This is a genomic window from Virgibacillus pantothenticus, from assembly GCF_018075365.1.
GTDB lineage: Bacteria > Bacillota > Bacilli > Bacillales > Amphibacillaceae > Virgibacillus > Virgibacillus pantothenticus.
Window position 1 is genome coordinate 3,210,241 of record NZ_CP073011.1, and the last position, 20,751, is coordinate 3,230,991.

Genomic DNA, 20,751 nt, shown 5'->3' on the forward strand with positions numbered 1-20,751 from the left:
ATATGCTGTTTTTTGATTGTTTTTGTTATTTTTAGGAAGAAATCGCAGTCGCACCTTATATAGGTGCGTGGATTGAAATTTGCCTATCCCTTACAAAATTAAATTTTAAATCACGTCGCACCTTATATAGGTGCGTGGATTGAAATTTTGTTAGATTTATATAACGGAAAGTGGACGATAGGTCGCACCTTATATAGGTGCGTGGATTGAAATTTAACCATGTGCTTATTACACTTAACAAAGTGTTGTCGCACCTTATATAGGTGCGTGGATTGAAATTATTAAAGGGAAATAAACTATATTGTAGGCAAGGTGTCGCACCTTATATAGGTGCGTGGATTGAAATGTTATCGACCGAGCACTAGTCGACCAAGACATAAGTCGCACCTTATATAGGTGCGTGGATTGAAATTAGGAAGCTTATATCCTTTTTTGAGGTACTGCCGGTCGCACCTTATATAGGTGCGTGGATTGAAATGATACAAAAGGCGATAAGATCGCTGAAACAGTTACGGTCGCACCTTATATAGGTGCGTGGATTGAAATTGCATTTTCGGCTTTTGTGGGTAATTTAGGAGGGGTCGCACCTTATATAGGTGCGTGGATTGAAATATCTCTGATTTTGACGACCTTGCGAACCGAAAAGTCGCACCTTATATAGGTGCGTGGATTGAAATATAACGGCGACCGGAATAACCTAACTCGTTTAAACGTCGCACCTTATATAGATACAACAAGCTCAGAAAAAATGAAATCGCTCGCACACACCCTATTGCTACCAAATCTCTAAAAGACATGAACCAAATAACCTAACGGAGGCGCGTATGTTTATTTATATCCTTATATCTTTAAGTATCATTATCCTAACCGTCATAATTAGCGTTCTTTGGCTAATTTCATGGTCAAAAAAGCCTGATGCAGATTACGTTTTAAAATTTATAGCTAAAAATCCGCAAAGATCTTCCTTAATAATTATAAAGAACGGAAAATCGCTCGCAAACGTTAACGCGAATGAACGAAAACCATTAGCTAGCACGGTAAAAATCATGATTGCCATTGAATTTTCCCAACAAGCGGCTAATGGTAGCATAAACCCAGACGAAAAAGTTCATCTTGATGATCTCGCTCGTTTTTACGTATCTCACACTGATGGAGGCGCGCATGAAAAATGGTTAATAGAAATGGAAAAACACGGATTTTTGCAAGATAGATCCGTATCGTTAATGAATATTGCAAAAGGAATGATGTCACACAGCTCCAATGCTAATACAGAATACCTCATGATGCGCATTGGTTTGGAAAACATTAATAAAAATGTAAACAAACTTGAGCTTCCTCAACATGAAAAACTGTTTCCTTTTGTTTCAGCCCTATTTATCCCCTATGAGGTTGAGCTCAATAAAGGTCTAGACATTACTAATAAACAAGATACTAAAAAAATACTTGCACATATACAGGAAATGTCACAAGAAGCTTATATAAATGAAGCGATTAAAATCCATCAGAAACTATCCCAAGATGTAAATGGTGAATATAAGGAATGCGTTAATATCAGAGAATGGTATAATTCGGAGTTTGACAAAATTAATTCTAAACGATTCACTCATTCTACCACATCAGAATATATTTCTATCCTAGAACAAATGAACAAAGGCTCTTATTTCCCATCTCATGTTTGGGCTTATTTACAACCGATTATAGAATGGCCAATGAAATTCGAAAATAATCAAGCCAGGTTTAAACACGTTGGAGGTAAAGGTGGATCCACTGCTTCTATACTTACATATGCTTTTTACGCTGAAGATAAAGAAGGTAATAAAATGGAGTTAGCTGCTTTTTTCAATGATATTGAGGGCTATGAAACAATGAAACTTTCAAATAGTTCTTCCGCCTTTCAATTAGCCATGTTCACTGAAGGAGCAAAGTGGAAAAAGAAATTGCAACAACTTCACTGAAGAACTTTCCACCCCACGGATATTCTACAGCTTGTAGAATATCCATTTTCGTTTAAAATAGTACATCCAAAAATATGCACCATCCTTTAAGGAATATGTTCCTAGTTTCACCCCGTCAATTCATTAGTAAATTTTACACAGAGCTTTTGTACTGAAAATTTTTCATTTAATTAACTTGTATTCCTTAAAATGGAACTAATTACTCTATTGTAAAAATTTAATTTTTAGTACCCTATATCTAGAGAAAAAATTTGTTCACGTGGTGATTTGATGTGGTTAGAACTAAGTAAGTTTAACTCACAGTTACTCTGTTTAAACCGCCTAATTAGTGCCTCCAACATGAGAATTCGGAAAAAAGAGAAAAAATAAGACATTTGAATGAGCTTTTAAGTTACAACAAAATACAAATGATTTTATGAACATTAAAAATGCTTGTATACAGCCTGAATTCACTACAAAAAGCTTCCATGGTAATCTTGCCAAAGAAGTGCAAAACTTCAGAAAAAAATCAACTGAAAATGAGCTTTTTAGGTATCCAAAGAATATATAATCGAAGCGGAAGATCAAATAAGGCAAATAGAAAGCGATTTAGCTGCTACAGAAAGCAATATTACTTCATGGAGAAGATAACCTGCTTTTGTTACAAAACATAAGTGCGAGTTGAAAAGCCAAATATGAACGTGCGAAAATAGGATTGCATGAAATAGTAAAAAAAACTCACCAATTGAGGAAACGGACACAAGTATATTATAGGATTTATACAGAACACACTTTAATGCTGTAAATGATACCATAATGTAGAGTGGATAGTAGTTCAATACGCATAAAGAAAGGAACATGTATATGCTTGTTTTATATCCTTTAGGACAGGGAGTTTTTATAGGATGCATTGTTGCAGCCTTAACCATCTTATTTGTCAAGACCGTTAAATCTAAAATTGTTATTTATGCACCTAGCTCTCTAGCAACTATTATTTTTCTTGTCATACTGGCGGAAGCATATACTTCTTCGTGTGCTGCTCCTAATTGTTATACCGCAATGGTAAATACTATTATTTCTATTACAGTATTAATCTTTTCGATCCCCTCTTTCATTTGCGCCTATTTAAAAATTGGTTAAAGAAAAAGGTAAAATTTGTAATATTTTTGCAATATATAGATGCAAAGGTAACTACATTGTGCTTACTAATTACCTTAATCTTTTTATCTCTTTTTTCGTTCATTTTTATTGGGGGACTACCTTATCCGACCACACTAATTATGTTAATGGGCGTAACGAATGGAATGGTTGTCTTTTATTCACTAATTTTTCACCCTATTGCTGTAGGTTTATATAATGCAAATGTGTATCCTACGTCTGATAGTATAACGGGTTATATTTTTAAATATGTTGCCATTTTCTCTTCTGGGCTTAATTATCACGCCCGAATGACACTTGGGCGCATGCCGCTTTGGTAAATAAGCCATTTGCGATCCTTTTCCTAATGGTATTGATATTCGTTACGATACAGTAGGAATCATATCTTACTTCAATAAATAAAAAAAAGGAGCTTTTTATGTTAAAAACGCCTGTATTAAAATTGACAGTTAAAGAATAGTTGCTACTTTATAACTTAGTGGTTTTGAGTATATAGTTAATCAAACCATTCAAGATGATGGACTCAATAAATACTGAAGAGCAGTTTAAACGCTTTGAATCTTCAACAAAAAACCGCACGAGATGTGCGGCAAGCTTTAAACAGTAATTAACCCGATAGCTACGGTACTAGCTAATAATACAATACTAAGTCCCCATAGCCAAAACAAGGAATAGCGTATGTGACGCCCCATTTCCAAACCTGCTAATCCTAGAGCCAACCAAACTGCTGGCGAAAATGGACTAATGAACGTTCCAACAATATTTCCAACGATCATCGCGTAACCAGTAGATAGAGAGTCAATTCCAAATCCAGTTGCAATTTGTTCAACTACTGGCATTAATGCAAAATAATACGCATCGGTGCTTAATAACAAATCAAATGGAACACCAAAGAATCCGATAATTAAATGAATATACGGCGCAATGAATGCAGGGATCACTTTGACCACATCTTTTGCAATAGCATCCAGCATTCCAGTACCAGTGAGAATCCCTAAGAAGGTTCCTGCAGCGAGTATAATTGTCGCCATCATTAAAGCATTTGGAGCATGGGCGCGAATGCGATCCATTTGATCTTCCATGTTTGGATAATTTAGCGGCAGCGCTAAGCTTACCCCAATCATAAATACAAGTCCTGCTGGGATGATACCCCATACTAATGTGCCTACAACAGCGATGGTTAATAAAACATTAAGCCAAAATTTCCAAGCAGCAGATTCTGACGCTTGGTTTATACTTTCTGACGAACCACCTACACTTGGTACATCAGGCTCCATAGCTGAAGCTGCTTCAATAGAGCCATATACTTTCATAATCCGCTTTTTTTCTCGATAACCAAGAACAATAGCTAAAACGACCATGAGCATAAGCCCAATTACTTGGATAGGTATTAATGGTCTCCATAATTCCGTTACATCCATATTTAACACAGAAGCCGATCTGCCCAACGGCCCTGCCCATGGTAGCATATTCATAATACTGGCACTTCCAGCGATAAGTAGCAGGAGTAAATACGGATTCATCTTAAGCTTCTTATAAAGTGGTAATAAAGCCGGTATCGTAATGAGAAATGTCGAAGCTCCGGACCCGTCTAATTGCGCAATGGCAGCAATCAGTACGCTACCAACACTAATGGCAATAATGTTGCCTTGGGATATATTAATCATGCCGCGGATTAGTGGATCAAACAATCCTACATCCTGCATAATTCCGAAAAAGAGAATAGCAAAAATAAACATGATCGCAACATGTACTACATCAGTAATTCCATCATCAAAAAATATTCCGATTTCCTTAAGCTCAAATCCAGCTATTAATGCCCCAATAATTGGCGTCAGCACTAATGCTATAATCGGTGCTACACGTCCACTTAGTAATAGAAGTACAATGATAATAATCGTCAAAAATCCAATGATACTTAAAAACCCCATGATATCCCCCTTCTTTATAAGCAGATCAGCTTTATAAAATCCGCTTATGCAAACGCTAACAATATATTTTGAATTTAAGAAAAAACAAACGCTTATCTCTATGAAAAATTAGTGATAAGCATAAGATTAATAATAAGATATCACGGAGTGTAAACGGTTTAAATGTTGTGATAATAAATGAATTAATTCTTATTTGTTACATTTTGTTCATAAGTTTCACGGAGCACGTAAAGCCTCTCTGGTCTGCCAACATTTCCATACAAAAGGGTTGTCTTAATCTTTTTTAAAGAAACAAGATATTCCAAATACCTTCTAGCGGTCGACCGACTTGTGCCGATTTGTTCACTTAAATCCACAGCAGTAATCCCTTTTACCTGCTTGTCTTCTAATAGATTTGTCACTTCTTGTAAGGTGATTGGATCAATCCCTTTTGGCAATTCACTATTTCTTTTTTTTGCATTAGGAAAGTTGCTAGTATTTTTTTGGATTACATCATCAATTTCCTGCTGGTTTAAAATCTCCTTAGTTGCCAGAAAACGACGCCTTTCTTGATAACGTCTAAGCATCTCGGCAAAACGGTTAGCATCTACTGGTTTTATAATATAATCAAAAATCCCCCCACGAAGTACATCCTCCACAATGTTTGCTTCTGCAGCAGCGGAAACAATCACAATATCTACTGCTTTATATTTTGAACGCAAATTCCAGAATAAGTCCAGCCCTTCTACATCAGGAATATAGATATCTAACAATATTAAGTCTACTTCTGTCATTTGCAGATACTGATAGGCTTCTTTACCTGTTTTAACGCTTTTTACTACGCGGTATCCGTCTATCTGTTCTACAAACTGTTTATTGATAGCTGCTACACGAAAATCATCTTCAATGATTAGAACATGTATCTGCTTTCTCATAGCTTTCCCCTCCTCATTTTGGAATGATTATTATAAAGCGTGCGCCACCTAGTTCTCCTCCTTCTACTAGAATATCTCCTCCTACACGGTTTAAAAGATGCTTACTTAACGCTAAACCAACCCCGCGATGCTCTCCTTCTTTTTTCGTATATCCTTGTTCAAAGATATGATCCAAATCTTGCGAGGAAAGACCCTCTCCCGAATCATCTACCTCCACAATGACATCATTGCCAATATCAGTTAACAGAATAGCAATTTCCCGCTTGGGCTTTACTACATGTTTAACTGACTCTATAGCATTTTCAAGCAAATTGCCAACAGCCGTCAAAAATGCCCTTTGCTTCTCTCCGCTAAAGCAAGCAATGAGTTGACTGTTAGGATGAATCGACATCGTAATCCCAAGTTCATTAGCTTGGTTAAGCTTCCCTTGTAATAAACCTTGAATCATTGGATCTGTTATGTTTTCTAATAAAAATTGAGAAAATGTACCTTGAATTTTGTTTTCTTGTTTAATAAAGGAAATCGCTTCTTCCTGTTTTCCAAGCTGAAGCAATCCGAGAATCGTATAAAGTTTATTAGAAAATTCATGGGTCTGCGCACGCTGCGCATTAGCATATTGTTTTATTTGGGAAAGTTCTTTTGTAATACTCTCTAGTTCTGTTTTTTCACGAAAGGTAGTAACTGCTCCGATAATAGATTGTTGATGAAAAATAGGCGTTCGATTCGCCAGAACAACAGTATCTCCAAGTATCATCTCTTTATTATAATGTTTCTCTCCGGTCTCCAAAACATGAAATAAACCCGTGTGTGGCAAAAAATCCCGTACAGACCTTCCCATATATTGACTACTTTCCACCTCTTGCTTTAATAGAATGTTTTGTACTGCAGTATTCATTATTATCATTCTTCCTTGATTATCTACTGCAATAATTCCTTCGTGTGTAGACTGCAGAATTGCCTCCTTTTGCAATAATAATTGTGTAATTTCCTCTGGCTCCATCCCGGATAAAAGCTTCTTTAAATAGGTAGCTATGACTATTGCACCGATAACACCTAGTAAAATAATGCCAAGCAGTGTTAACCATAAAGATCTGCTTTGCTTTTGAATAATACTTTGTACTTCTTCATTTAAAAACCCGACTGATACAACACCAATAATTGCTCCATCTTGATTTTTAATTGGCGCTTTACCACGAATGGATAAACCTAGCGAACCTTTCCGTTTCGATATATACGCTTCCCCTTTTTCTAAGGCGCGATTATTATCACCCCCAACCATTTTCTTCCCAATTTTATCTACTTCTGGATGTGAGTAACGAATTTCTTCTCTATTTCCAACTACAATAAATTCCGCACCAATATTCCGTTGAATGGGCTTTACAATATCCTGTATCACAGTCTCCGGGTGCTTTCGTTCAAAAGCCTCTTGCACGCTTGGCATATTCGCAACACTTTGCGCTACACTTAATGCACGTTTGGCTATTTGATCTTCCATTATCGTTGAAATAAATGAGCGAAGAAACAAACCGAAAATAATAAATACCCCAATAATGAGAATACTTATTAAACATATCATTTTCACTTTCAAGCTGAAATTCTGTTTAACTCTCCATCGTTGTTGCCATTTATGTATCGCCAACATCCCCATTACCCCTTTTTAGACCTTCATAAAAAATTATAACGAAATCACCTTTCCGTTAGAAAATGGTATTAGCCTCTTCACACTTAAATTATATTACATCGCACTCTTAATACCCAAATTCATTTAGTAGCCTTATGAGGAACTAGCTTTGAAAGTGCTATTTCAATCAACGCACGGGACTATCTTCCTAAAATCAATTACTAATTTTATTTGTATTTCTATAAAATGGAACTTAATACTCTATTCTAATAACTGATTTTTAAGTACCATATAACATATGGAATTTTATTGTGCACGGAAAACGGAAGTATAACATTTTTATGTGTGGTGATTTTGATGTGGTTGGAAGTAAGTAATTTAAATTCACAGTTGATCCATTTAAACCAGCTGATTAGTAGCTCCAATATTAGACTACAGGAAAAAAGAGAAGAATTAAGACGATTAAATGAAACGTTAACCAAATTACAGCAGAATAAAAATGACTTTTTAAAGAAGAAAGATACTTGTATACAGCCAGAATTCACTACAAAAAACTTTCATGGTAAGCTTGCCAATGAAGTACAAAGCTTTAGAGAAAATCAACTGCAAATAAGTTTTCTAGCTATTCCAAGAAAATATTTAAAGAAAGCGAAGAACATCATCATGGATCAAATAAGGAAAATCGAACAAGAAATAGCTGCTATAGAAAGTAATATTACTTCATGGAAAAGAGAGCATGCCATGGTTACAAAACAAAAGCGCGAGGTAGAGAATCAAATAGGAGTTGATTTTAGATGATTTAAGCTCTAGGGAAGATCGATCTCCTAGATACTAGGAATTCAGAAATTACCATTAAAAAAATAGCAAATGGTACCTGGAAACACAAAATTCAAATGTAAAACGATAGAGAATCTCTTTAATTAAAATTATTTGAGCCATTTCAAAGGCGATAGTAGCCTGCAAGAATTATAACCGCCGCCAAATCTAACTACTATGAGATACTTCTATTAATGTAATATTAACTATAAGTGAATGTTACATTAATGAGGGTTTTCATTCATCCCTCCATTGATTGTTAATACCGTAATGGTATGACCTAAAGACCTCTGCACAAATTGGTGTATTTAGGCTGTTATTCTACTTAGACTTGTTGCAGTACAGATGATCCAACTCCTAAAGTGGGAGTCTTACAGCGTATATACGAAAATGATTCCAATCCTATGAATTCAAGCACCTGAGCAAATGTAATTAGCCTGATAGTTAGCAAGTTCTTTAATACATACGCTATTATACAAACAATGCGGTATAAATACATTGGGTAACGTTTTTATAGATTAGTTGGAACAAATTTGGAAGGATAACAGTATGGGTAGAAACCTGACTATAGTGATGTGATAAAAGAAAGTTTAATAACCTATTTTAATTAAGCTATCGAACATTAGTATATACGATTGAAATTGAACTGTTCAAAAAAGATGTTTTTGAATAATATATCTTATTATTTAGCGCTAAAGCTAAATAAAATGTTTAAGAAAGCATAAAAAACGCTATTTCTAATGAAAATTCCTAGAAAGCGTGTTTTTATGCTTATCCCTAAATTTCGTATTTATATAGATTGGATTTTGTTCCTGCAATTGGCAACTTATAAGCAAACAGAGACCCTGCTTGCTTCTCTACATCTATCCTGTCATGTGGTACGCCTTCACGTGCCGTCGTAATATAGAGCGTTTGCAAATCTTTGCCACCAAAAGCACAACTTGTAACATTTGAAACTGGCAAAGAAATCGACTCCACTATTTCTCCCAGTTTTGGATCGACGCATATTACTTGTGAACCACCCCAAAGTGCAATCCATAACCGATCATTTTTATCAATAGTCATACCATCAGGTGCCCCATCAATCGTATTCAAATCAATTATGACTCGCCCGTTAACCAATTTAGATGTTTCCATCGAGAATGGGTAAGCCATTACTTTTTTAGTTGGCGTGTCAATAAAGTACATCGTGTCAGCCGATTGATTCCAAGCCATTCCGTTAGAGATCGTTACCCCCTCTTTTGCTTTCGTTATATTTCCATGTGCATCTATAACGTATAGGTTCGCTTTACCAGTTTCTCCTGTCTCACTCATAGTACCTACCCAGAACCGATTATATGGATCGCATTTACCATCATTAAAACGAATGGTATCGGTAGGAATAGGTAAAGTAAGAAAGTCTCTTATTTCTTTTTGGTTCTCATCATATAATATTACTTTATTTCTAGTTGTTAAAAGGAGTTCTGAATTATTTATTTTTGCTACACTAGTAACATTGGTTGGAAATTCGATATGGTGTAAAGTCTGAGAGTCTGGACTATAAATATTTAGTCGATTGTTTAGTATATCCACAAATAAAAGTCTGTTTTTCTCATTATCCCAAATTGGTCCTTCAGATAATTGACCTTTATATAACTTTTCCAGTTTGGCTTTCATTATTTTCTCCTTTATAATAAATTTTCCTTCCTATAAAATGGAAGCGATTTAAGCATGCCATTTTAACTTTTAAAATGTAGCTGCATGATAAAGTCGAACCGAGAGCCCACCATCTATTACTAAGCATTCTCCTGTCATCATTGTTGAATCATCTGAAGCTAAGTATAACGATAATTTAGCTATATCCTCTGGCGAACTAATTCTATTTGTAGCATGTAAAGCTAAAACCTCATTTTCCGTTTGTTCGGGTTGATTACTAGCCTGCAGCCAATTACGGTAGTGTGGTGTATCAGTAAAACCAGGACAGATGGCGTTTACACGAATATTGTAGCTTCCTAAACTTAATGCCATACTTCTTGTCATAGCATTAACACCACCCTTTGCCGCAGCATAGACCTCTGTATTAGGTAACGTTGATAAAGCATGATTTGAAGAAATATTAATAATAGCCCCCTTACCTTCGTCCTTCATTGCAGGTATTACATATTTTGAACATAAGAATGTGCCACGTAAATCAATATTAATAATCTCCTCCCAATCGTCTACTGTCATTTCTTCAATCGTTTTAAAAACAGTAATACCCGCATTATTAATTAATGTGTTAATTTTCCCATAACGATCAAGCGTTTTATCAACCATTTCTATAATATCAGCTTCAATAGATACATCTGTTTGAATAAAACATGCTTCTCCACCACTATCTATTATTTCCTGTTCTGTCTGTAAGCCTTCTTCCTCCCCTCTTGTAGCAATAACAACTGAAGCTCCTTTTTGAGAAAAGAGTTTTGCAATCCCTTTCCCAATTCCTTTTCCAGCACCTGTTACAATGACAACTTGTCCATCCATAGTACTCATAAAAAATCTGCTCCTTTATATGATTTTAAAAGAAATATATGTTCTTTAATATGGATCCAATGTAATGTGTTTGAGCTTGCCTAGAAAACTAATCATTTTGATCATGGTTCATTTTGCAGGATATTTCCCCTCATTTAGCTCCAAACCCTAGCCACCAGAAGTTACTTAATTCTCTTTGCACCGGCATCCTTTTCGTTGGCTTCCACGTAAGGGAAAACAAACCGTTTGCACTGTTGTGTTGCCAAATCATACAAATAGGTTAATAAAGTGAATCTTCAATTAGCGGGGTTTTCATTCTCCCCCACGGATTGTTAATACCGTAATGGTATGATCTAAAGGCCTCTTACGAAATCAGGCATCTAGGTGCTGCTACCTCCCACTTAGACTTGTTAGTACAGATTATCCAACTCCTCAAGTGAGAATCTTACAGCACCTTATATATGGGATAAACACGTCTATAGAAAATCAATAGTTTTTTAAAATAGTTTGGGTACTCACACTACCATCTATTCAAATTGTTGGATTACCGAATGAGAACATCCGCCATAGCATATTCTTTTCCTTCTACCACACATGTTATAATCGGCCAGCTTGCAGTTCTAGTTAACAATAGACAGCCCTCTTCTTTTACAACAAATGTATCTTCACTTTTTATGCCTTTCAATGAAGGATTAAAAGCAAATGCTTGATTTTTTAAAACTATTCCTTCTGAGTCTAACGATATTATTTCTTCTCTACAGGAATATCCGGTTGGTCCCCCTTGATGATGTAATTTCCAATCATGTTCATAGCCTTCCATTTTATATGCAGTTATAGCGTTTTCAAAAATGGTTTTATAAGGCACTCCTTGCACCGTTGAATGGATTATTTGTGCATGAATATTTGCTAAGGAATTTACTTTATCGTATTTAGATTTATCCATTTTTCCAAATTGTACAAATCTGGTTAGACTAATATTAAGTCCACGATATTGTGCGCCAAGAACAATCATTAATACGTGCTTTAGTTTATTTTGAGTTGGTATAGGGTGTTTATAACGGTCTATTCTTTCGTCTGCTGCAACTAGTAAACAAACAGGTTCTATCCCTTCAGTAATACATCGCTTTGCAACCATTCCCGAAATTTCATGTTCTGTCATTCCCGGCATACAAATTCGGCATACATTTTCTACAATTTCTGCTGATTTTTGTCCAAATGAATGGTAATGTGTTATTTCATCTTCTGATAAACCAGCACGTAAAGCTTTTAACTGAGGTAATACATGAATGGTTCCAACTCGTCCGTCATCGCTTCCAATTTTCCCCTTAAAAAAGGAGGAGGCAAACGTATCAATATCTTTATACCAAGGGCAAGTGACAATATCCATATCTTCCTGAAAGAGCTCCTCTTCAAGCAAACGATCTTTTTCAATCTCACTAGTAATACAAATAATATTTTTTCTTGTAATATAAAGATATGCAATACCTATTTCTGTTGATAAGAGCACATAATTATAACTTCCACTTGTAAACCATGAAAAGCTATCTCTTCTTGCCAACAATATTCCATCCAAATTTTCCTGTTCCATAAGGCTTAGCAACTTAGAATGATTCAGTTTTGTCATTAAGTTTCTATCCTTTCATTTCAAATTATAGAATTATGCATTCTTTGTTTTCGTTCGTTTACGAAGCTCAACCTCAATTTCTTCTAAACTACGTCCACGTGTTTCTGGTAAATACTTAATTACAAACAGCATGGCCATAACACCGATAGCCGCAAATATTAGAAATACAAATTTTATACTAATAACTTCGGTTAACATTGGGAAAAATTGAGCAACTAATAAGCTTCCTAATGATAAACATAAAGTAGCTATTCCGGTTGCAGCTCCTCTAGCGCGCATTGGAAAAAGTTCTGGAAGCATAACCCAGACTACCGGTCCCCAAGTAAACGCGAAAAAGATTATAAATGTAGTTAAACAACCAACGATTATCCAGGCACTAGAGGCTAATCCGACCATATGAATGAATGCTGACATAATAATTAATGAACTTACCATGCCAATATTTCCAATAAGCAAGAGTTTTTTTCTATTAACTTTATCTATTATCATGATCGCGACAATAGTAACAATAACATTAATGCTTCCTATTCCAACAGTACTTAGAATGGCTGTTGAATTACCTAGTCCTGCTTCCGTAAAAATGGTTGGTGCATAGTAGATAATGGCGTTTGTCCCAATAATTTGCTGAAACATAGCGAATATACAACCGATTATAAGTATTGGGCGAAGCCATGAAGAAGAGAGCACTTTCCATGTCCCTTCAGATAATCTGTCAATTTCAATCATTTCATGTATTTCCTCTTCAATTTCTTCTTTCGTGCGAGTTATTTTCATCACACGTCGAGCAGCTTCTTCACCATGATATTTTAGTAGCCATCTTGGACTCTCGGGCATAAAGGTAACACCTATCATTAAAATAATCGACGGAATAACCCCTAAGCCAATCATCCAGCGCCAACCCTCTATACCTGTAAATGCATAATTAATCAAATATGATAATAGTATTCCAATCGTTATCATTAGCTGGTTAAGCGAACTTAGAGAACCACGTTCATGTGTGGGGGCCATTTCAGATAAGTAAACAGGTACTATAGCGCTAGAACCTCCTACCGCAAAACCCAGAATTAAGCGCCCTGCTACTAGCATTTCTACGCTTTGGGAAAAGGTAGCCACTAAGGTCCCTATAGTAAATATAATAGAAATAATAAAGATTAGTTTCCTTCTTCCTAAGCGGTCTGATAAAGGTCCACTAAAACCAGATCCAAAAATTGCCCCAAACAATAAAGAGCTAACAACTAAACCTTCTGTAAAGCTTGTTAAAGGAATATCATTTTTAATAAATAGTAAAGCACCGGATATGACGCCTAAATCATATCCATATAATAAACCACCCAATGCTCCTAAAATATAGATCAGTTTTTTATTTATCATCTTTAGGTTTTCTCCTCTCCATGAAAATGGACTTCTTAATTTAAAGATAGATATTTTTCCTAATCTGATTAAAATTATCAATATACTTGAAATAAATATTTATTAAACGTTTGCAAAACTGATCACCACTCAGCGATGGAACCGTCTTCATGTCTCCAAACAGGATTTCTCCAATTAACAGATTTAGTTGCCATTCGCTTTACATGCTCCTCATCTATTTCAATCCCTAAACCAGGTTTATTTGAAATATAAACATAGCCGTTTTCATACTTAAAAACATCTTTGTCGACAACATAGTCTAATAGATCACTTTCCACATTGTAGTGGATACCCAAGCTTTGTTCTTGAATAAACGCATTATGTGAAGTAGCATCTACTTGCAAACAGGCTGCAAGAGCTATCGGCCCAAGAGGACAATGTGGCGCCGCAGCTACATCAAAAGCTTCTGCCATCGATATAATTTTTTTGCATTCTGTTATACCACCAGCGTGAGATAAGTCTGGTTGAATAATATCAACGTAACCATCTTTTAATAGTGGTTTAAATTGCCACCTAGAAAACATTCTTTCACCAACTGCGATTGGAATAGTAACATGGTTAGCTATTTCCCGTAATGCTTCGTTATTTTCTGGTAACACAGGCTCTTCAATAAACATTGGATGGAATGGTTCCAATTCTTTTGCTAGTATTTTTGCCATCGGTTTATGGACTCTTCCGTGAAAATCAATTCCTATTCCTATACTTGAACCTACAGCATCTCTTACAGCTGAAATTCTTTCAATAACTTGATCCATTTTTTGATGGGAATCAATATACTGCAACTCTTCCGTGGCGTTCATTTTTAATGCTGTAAACCCTTGATCCACTACTTCTTTTGCTGCAGTAACTACTTCTGAGGGGCGATCTCCGCCGATCCAAGAATATACTTTGATTTTGTCCCGACATTTCCCTCCCAATAATTGATAAATAGGAGCATTGTAATATTTTCCCTTTATATCCCAAAGTGCTTGATCAATTCCTGCTATTGCACTCATAAGGATTGGTCCACCCCGATAAAAACCTGACCGATATAATAGATTCCAATGATCTTCAATTCGTTGTGGATCCTTACCAATTAAATATTCCATTAATTCTTCCACTGCTGCTTTAACTGTTAATGCTCTTCCCTCAATAATAGGTTCCCCCCACCCAACAAACCCCTCATCCGTTTCTATTTTTAGGAAGAGCCAACGTGGGGGAACTTGATATAATGTATAGTCTGTGATTTTCATAAATGCTCCTCCTATTAATCGATAGTGTTAGCTTCTTGCACAAACAATTTAGCTTTCTTTGTTAATTCCGATAAATAATAGTTTGTAACTGAATTCGTCTGATGTACTAATGAACCACCTAAACCGACTCCTGTTGCACCTTGCTGTATAAATAATTTAATATTCTCAAGTGTTACACCGCCAGTAGGTAGCAATTTTAATTGAGGTAATGGTCCAAGTAAATCTTTTATATAATTTGATCGAAGAGAAGAAATTGGAAATACCTTGATGATATCCGCCCCTTCTTCAAAAGCATCTAGTATTTCTGTAGGTGTTAATGCACCAGGGATGCTAACTACACCGTACCGTTTGGTTAACTTGATAGTGGGAATATTTACTGTTGGAGATAAAATAAATTGTGCTCCAGCAGATATCGCTAATCGAGCAGATTCAGGATCAAGTACAGTTCCTGCTCCAACTTTGATGGCGTCTCCCATTTCTTTTCTTATTTTTTCAATCGTATGAAAAGGTTGTTGACTGTTTAGCGCTATTTCAAGTGTGGTTATTCCTCCAGCATATAAGGATTTTGCTATTTCCAAAGCCTCTTCCGTATTATAGCCACGAATAATAGCAATTAATTTTTCTTTTTCTATCCAATGAAGCGTATCCAAATAATTACCTCCAATTAGCATTTATTAGTTTGGCAATAAGTTATTCTACTTACTCAAGAGAGCGCTTTCTATAACACCAAAAATAATTGCTAATCACTCTCCTATTTTAGTAAGCTTTGTATGCCATTTTCTTGATAAGATCAAATTATGGATGTTTGACATGTCAGTTAACACTATTTTTAATTTTTGATTCAGTTAATAATTTTACTAGTTGCAGTGAATAGATTTATCCGTATGTTTGCCTTTTATAAATGAAAAATAATTACAGTTACTATTAAGCTGGCTTCACCTAAATGATCTTTATCTTTCGACATCCTCACGATTTTCTATTTTTTTATATTGCTGCAATAATTTTCTATCGGGTAAGCCTTCATAGTCGCCTGTAAAAGTAGTCGCAATCGCCCCAGTTAAGCAAGCCCTATCTACCGCATCTTTAATTGACAGTTTATCAAGTAGCCCAGACAACAGTCCTGTTGCAAACGCATCTCCAGCGCCAACAGGATCAATTACTTTTGGAACTGGATAAGCTGGAACGTAACCTTCACTATTTTTTGTGGTAAAATATGCTCCTTGATCTCCAAGTTTAACTACAGCCAATTTAGCACCTAATTTTATACATGCTTTACCAATCTGTTCACAGTTCTCATCACCAAATATAAATTTCCCTTCATTCTTACCAGGGAGTATAATATCTGACTGTTCTATAATTTGTAGTAATGTTTCTTTTGCTTCTTTTTCTTCCCAAAGTTTGCGCCTGACATTTGGATCAAAAACAATTTGCACATCATTTTCTTGAGCAATTTGGATAGCTCGAAAAATTGTTTTACGGCAAGTTTTACTGATAGCAGGAGTGATTCCAGAAATAAATAAATATTTAGCATTAGCAATGTAGGATTCATTTAATATCTCTGGATTCATAAAACTGGCTGCTGACTTTTTCCTGTAATAAAAAACCCGTACATCTGAACTGTCTGCTATTTCTTTAAAAAATACCCCGGTGTTTTTAGTGGAATCTAATTTCACATAGGTTGTATCGACTCCTTCCCCTCTAACTTCTTTTAAGACCATTGCCCCCAGTTCATCATCACCTAATTGGCTTACCCAACCAGTCTGATGGCCTAATCTGCTTAAACCAATAAGCGTGTTTGTCTCTGCTCCAGCTATCTTTGGAATAAAGGAAGTTGCGTTTCTCATCAAACCTCTAGAACCAGGTGTTAGCGATATCATTGTTTCTCCAATTGCTATAACATCCATTGAAAATCTCCTTACTCTACTGCTCTATATAACCAATGCTTTCAGATATTTTTCGAGCAGACCCCATTAGTTGTTGTGTAATAAAATCTTTACGTGAAAGCATTCTTTCTTTTGGCCCTGCTGCACTAATTGCTGCAACTATTTGTCGATCACTTCCGAAAATGGGAGCCGCCAAACAATATAGTCCTTCCTCGCTTTCTTCGTCATCAATACTATAACCATTTTTGTTAAACTGTTTTAACTGGGTTATTAATTCTTCTTTATTAACAATAGTTTTTTCTGTAATTGGTTTAAGCTCCATGGACTGAAGTAATTCTTCCCTCTTTTGTTCTGGCAAAAAAGCTAAAAATGCCTTTCCTAGACCAGTGCAATAAAGTGGTTTTTTAGAACCTGGTTGTGCCGAAGTACGGATGGATCTATTAGTGTCAATTTTCGCAATATAAACTAATTCATCTCCAGATAAAACTGACATAAATATCGTTTCTTGAACAGTGTTCATGAGCTTTTGAAGATGTGGTAAACCAATAGAATAAATATCCAGAGACTCCATAGCAATAGTACCAAGTGGGATCAATTTTTCTCCAAGCCGGTACTTTTTCAACATATCTTGGCGAACATAACCTTCCGTACTTAACGTTTTTAGTAAATTAAATGTACTGCTTTGCGGAACATTCAGTTTCTCACTTACTTCTTTAATGGTTAATCCTTGTTGATGACGTGAAAGCAGCTCAAAAATTTCTATCACTCTTTTAGCGGATTTAACTGACATTCAAACACCCCCTTGATTCACATATATGATTTGTATTCACATGTGTGAATTTGATTATAATACTACATAAAGTATTAGGATCTGTCAAGTATTATAGGATTTTCTACAGACAGGGATCGATATTGAAAATGCTATTTTAGGAAGGAGCTATTTAGCCCGCATATAAATTCCCTCTCTTCACTTTCCTTTGCCAATGTTCAAATATATACTATACATAACTGAAAATATGGGTCATATTGGAAAATAGCTTATTTATCGGAGGCTAAAATGTGAGGAAGCAACGATATATTTTTTTACTGCTTTTACTAGTAATTTTCTTAGGAGGTTGTCAAATGGCAAGTGAGCAAACAAAGAAACCTTCCGAAATGAACCCCGAAGACCTGCCTGATGTAAGAGCGTTTCAGGATGAGTTTACTCGAGGTTTTTTACAATCGACAGAAGAAACAAGATCTGGCTACTATCCATTTTTGTCTGGAACCGGAAAATATAAAATGGATTTTCCTCAAGGTGGAATGATTAATGAAAGGGGGTATTTTGCAGATGATAAAGAATACGAAGAATATTCCGTCCATATTCTAAGTGACGTTGTTGGCAGCGCGGACATTACAATATTTTATTTTTCATATAAGACGCCAGATAAATTAGATATGGATTTAGAAAGCTTCAGTACTAGGATTGGAAAAGATATAAATTATAAAAAGATAGCAGGGGACGGTCAGTCACTTTATTATGGAAACTTTGAGCGGAATGGGTTTCATACTTACGCTGGGTATATACAAAACGAAAAGGGTGATGGAGCGCTTGAAATTGTTTACCAAATTGATTGCAGGCAAAAGCTAAAAGAAAAATGCAATAAAAACAAAACGAAAAATGAAAAACATGTTTTGAATTGGATGAAGTCGATTAGCTTTATAGATGAGAATAAGGAAGTGAATAAATGATATGATTATACGAGATGAATACCGAGCTGAGCTAAACATCCCATTGCCCGAATAACCCACCCCTTCTACAGAAGAACCTTCTTTCGTCATAAGACGATATACTCATTTTTAAAAAATTCCCTCTCTTCACTTTCCTTTGCCAATGTTCAAATATATACTATACATAACTGAAAATATGGGTCATATTGGAAAATGACTTATCCACCGGAGGCTAAAATGTGAAGAAAAAACAATACATTTTTTTACTGCTTTTACTAGTAATTTTCTTAGGAGGTTGTCAAATGGCAAGTGAGAAAACAAAGAAACCTTCCGAAATGAACCCCGAAGACCTGCCTGATGTAAGAGCGTTTCAGGATGAGTTTACTCGAGGTTTTTTACAATCGCCAGAAGAAACAAGATCTGGCTACTATCCATTTTTGTCTGGAACGGGAAAATATAAAATGGATTTTCCTGCTGGTGGAATGATTGGTGAAAGGGCCTATGCACGCAAAGAAAAGGTTCATGAGGGTTACCCGATTCATCTTAAGAATAACGTGGTTGGAGGAGCGATGATTACAATATTTTATTTTTCTTATGACTCGACAGATGAATTAGATATGAATTTAGAAAGTTTCAGTGCTAGGATTGGGAAAGATATAAATTATAAAAAGATAGCAGGGGACGGTCAATCACTTTATTATGGAAACATTGATCAAAATGAATCCCATACGTACGCAGGATATATACTAAATGAAAAAGCCGATGGAGCGCTTGAAGTTGTTTATCAAATCGATTGTATGCAAGAGCAAAAAGAAAAATGTAATAAAAATAAAGCGAAGAATGAAAAGTATGTTTTGGATTGGATGAAGTCGATTCGCTTTATAGATGAGAATAAGGAAGTGAATGAATCATGAGTAATAGGATTATACATTCTCCTGAACTGCGCTTAAGGTTAACTCAATTAGGATACGATGATAAGTTATCGAAGAAGGAATTTATAGAAAAGGTAAAGAGAATATATTTAGAGGAAACAGGGAATAAGCTAGAAGCAGATATTAAAGTATACACATCAAAAGAAGCAAGAGTTGGCGAACAATCCGGGTATGATGGTATCGCAATTTATTTAGATGCTAAGGAAAATAAAAAAGATGAAGTATACGTTGTTTCACAGGGATCTACCGATATTAAGGATTGGGACTATAATATAATAGCGATGTTCGTTGGTAAAGAATATAGTCAAGCTAAAGCAACGAATAAATTTGTATTAGCAGCACAACATCATTTTAAGCTCAATAATAATGAAGACTCTACACCTGTTATTGGTTTATCGCATTCGCTAGCTCATGATAATAATACGACTGCTCACTTAATGTATAATACTTTCGATGAAATATATAGTGTAAATGGTGCGCAAACAAATTATTATCAACTTTTCTTTGCTAATGCTAAATTCGCAAATGCTGTGAGAAGTCATTTTTCACTCTCTCTTTCAGAAAATGACTATTTTACCATCTACGACATAGACCCAAACAAACTTCGTCAATTCGCGGAAAATTACTATAAAGACAAGGCAAAAAATATCCATCAGATCATTTCTAAGGATGATCCACTTTATGCAGCGAGTACTGCACGTGGTTTTTTCACGCTTGGGAATGTTGAGATGGTGGATACAAATCCTGATTATCCAGGGTTACGGTCACTAGTAGAGGATATTCCAGATGAAGTGATGAAGGAATTTCAAGAACTAGCCATTCAGTACACCACTGCTTCTAATCAGGGCGGGGTAAACGCAGCTATGCAAGAGATTTTGGGCGTTAATATGGATGTTGTAAATAAAATCGATGATAATATGCCTAAAACTTATATGACAGATCAAGCTGGAATTGATGAAATGATTCGTCAATTAGATAAAAAAGCCAGGTCTACTTAAACGAGTAAAAACGATTACAAGTAATTCTAATTTAATTTTTAGTAGATTAGAAGATGCAGGATATATTTCAAATCAGCAAAAACAGCTCATTGTCAAAG

17 protein-coding genes and 1 CRISPR repeat array are annotated in these 20,751 nt (G+C 35.5%); of the genes, 6 read left to right on the top strand and 11 right to left on the bottom strand.

Annotated elements, in window-relative coordinates; genetic code table 11:
- The first annotated feature begins 47 nt into the window (after nucleotides 1–47).
- A CRISPR array of direct repeats spans nucleotides 48–677; the repeat unit is 32 nt; unit sequence GTCGCACCTTATATAGGTGCGTGGATTGAAAT.
- Nucleotides 678–824: 147 nt separating this feature from the next.
- Nucleotides 825–1,955 carry a serine hydrolase gene (locus KBP50_RS14920; protein ID WP_050351252.1) on the top strand — a complete coding sequence of 377 codons (1,131 nt, stop codon included), beginning with the start codon at nucleotides 825–827 and terminating at the stop codon, nucleotides 1,953–1,955.
- Between the two features lie 1,145 nt (nucleotides 1,956–3,100).
- The gene (locus tag KBP50_RS14925) at nucleotides 3,101–3,412 is read left to right on the top strand and encodes a hypothetical protein (RefSeq protein ID WP_139325384.1); all 312 of its coding nucleotides are present in this window, start codon (nucleotides 3,101–3,103) and stop codon (nucleotides 3,410–3,412) included.
- Nucleotides 3,413–3,688: 276 nt separating this feature from the next.
- Here the strand turns inward: KBP50_RS14925 and KBP50_RS14930 are convergent, their stop codons facing one another.
- From KBP50_RS14930 to KBP50_RS14940, 3 genes are all read right to left on the bottom strand, one after another.
- Nucleotides 3,689–5,023, bottom strand: a complete 1,335-nt coding sequence (locus KBP50_RS14930) for a CitMHS family transporter (RefSeq protein WP_050351255.1) — start codon at nucleotides 5,021–5,023, stop codon at nucleotides 3,689–3,691.
- A gap of 182 nt (nucleotides 5,024–5,205) precedes the next feature.
- A complete protein-coding gene (locus tag KBP50_RS14935) occupies nucleotides 5,206–5,937 on the bottom strand; it encodes a response regulator (RefSeq protein ID WP_050351256.1) in 732 nt (243 codons plus the stop codon).
- 13 nt (nucleotides 5,938–5,950) lie between these two features.
- Complete coding sequence (locus KBP50_RS14940; RefSeq protein WP_050351257.1) at nucleotides 5,951–7,579, bottom strand: ATP-binding protein; 1,629 nt, start codon at nucleotides 7,577–7,579, stop codon at nucleotides 5,951–5,953.
- A gap of 336 nt (nucleotides 7,580–7,915) precedes the next feature.
- On the opposite strand from KBP50_RS14940, the gene KBP50_RS14945 reads away from it, so the two are divergent.
- A complete protein-coding gene (locus KBP50_RS14945; protein ID WP_050351258.1) occupies nucleotides 7,916–8,356 on the top strand; it encodes a hypothetical protein in 441 nt (146 codons plus the stop codon).
- A gap of 795 nt (nucleotides 8,357–9,151) precedes the next feature.
- On the opposite strand, the gene KBP50_RS14950 is transcribed toward KBP50_RS14945, so the two are convergent.
- The 8 genes from KBP50_RS14950 to KBP50_RS14985 all read right to left on the bottom strand — a co-directional run bounded on the left by KBP50_RS14950 (nucleotide 9,152) and on the right by KBP50_RS14985 (nucleotide 17,803).
- Entirely contained in the window at nucleotides 9,152–10,030 is an 879-nt protein-coding gene (locus KBP50_RS14950; protein WP_050351259.1) for an SMP-30/gluconolactonase/LRE family protein, read from the bottom strand.
- A gap of 69 nt (nucleotides 10,031–10,099) precedes the next feature.
- Entirely contained in the window at nucleotides 10,100–10,885 is a 786-nt protein-coding gene (locus KBP50_RS14955) for an SDR family NAD(P)-dependent oxidoreductase (RefSeq protein ID WP_050351260.1), read from the bottom strand.
- A 523-nt stretch (nucleotides 10,886–11,408) separates the two neighbouring features.
- Nucleotides 11,409–12,488: a M24 family metallopeptidase gene (locus tag KBP50_RS14960; protein WP_050351261.1), complete on the bottom strand. Its 1,080-nt coding sequence runs from the start codon at nucleotides 12,486–12,488 to the stop codon at nucleotides 11,409–11,411.
- A gap of 33 nt (nucleotides 12,489–12,521) precedes the next feature.
- Entirely contained in the window at nucleotides 12,522–13,859 is a 1,338-nt protein-coding gene (gene glcP, locus KBP50_RS14965; RefSeq protein WP_050351262.1) for a glucose transporter GlcP, read from the bottom strand.
- Nucleotides 13,860–13,981: 122 nt separating this feature from the next.
- Nucleotides 13,982–15,130, bottom strand: coding sequence for a galactonate dehydratase (gene dgoD, locus KBP50_RS14970; RefSeq protein ID WP_050351263.1), 1,149 nt, complete (start codon nucleotides 15,128–15,130; stop codon nucleotides 13,982–13,984).
- A 14-nt stretch (nucleotides 15,131–15,144) separates the two neighbouring features.
- The gene (locus KBP50_RS14975) at nucleotides 15,145–15,780 is read right to left on the bottom strand and encodes a bifunctional 4-hydroxy-2-oxoglutarate aldolase/2-dehydro-3-deoxy-phosphogluconate aldolase (RefSeq protein ID WP_236691391.1); all 636 of its coding nucleotides are present in this window, start codon (nucleotides 15,778–15,780) and stop codon (nucleotides 15,145–15,147) included.
- 300 nt (nucleotides 15,781–16,080) lie between these two features.
- Entirely contained in the window at nucleotides 16,081–17,034 is a 954-nt protein-coding gene (locus KBP50_RS14980; protein WP_050351265.1) for a sugar kinase, read from the bottom strand.
- Nucleotides 17,035–17,050: 16 nt separating this feature from the next.
- Entirely contained in the window at nucleotides 17,051–17,803 is a 753-nt protein-coding gene (locus KBP50_RS14985) for an IclR family transcriptional regulator (RefSeq protein ID WP_050351266.1), read from the bottom strand.
- Between the two features lie 332 nt (nucleotides 17,804–18,135).
- Here KBP50_RS14985 and KBP50_RS14990 point away from each other — a divergent pair, with 332 nt between their 5' ends.
- The 3 genes from KBP50_RS14990 to KBP50_RS22190 all read left to right on the top strand — a co-directional run bounded on the left by KBP50_RS14990 (nucleotide 18,136) and on the right by KBP50_RS22190 (nucleotide 20,653).
- Entirely contained in the window at nucleotides 18,136–18,744 is a 609-nt protein-coding gene (locus KBP50_RS14990; RefSeq protein WP_050351267.1) for a hypothetical protein, read from the top strand.
- Nucleotides 18,745–19,025: 281 nt separating this feature from the next.
- Entirely contained in the window at nucleotides 19,026–19,637 is a 612-nt protein-coding gene (locus KBP50_RS14995; RefSeq protein WP_050351268.1) for a hypothetical protein, read from the top strand.
- Nucleotides 19,634–20,653 (top strand): DUF6792 domain-containing protein, encoded by a 1,020-nt coding sequence (locus KBP50_RS22190; RefSeq protein WP_236691392.1) that lies wholly within the window; start codon nucleotides 19,634–19,636, stop codon nucleotides 20,651–20,653. Before KBP50_RS14995 ends, KBP50_RS22190 begins: the two co-directional genes overlap by 4 nt.
- Nucleotides 20,654–20,751 lie beyond the last annotated feature (98 nt).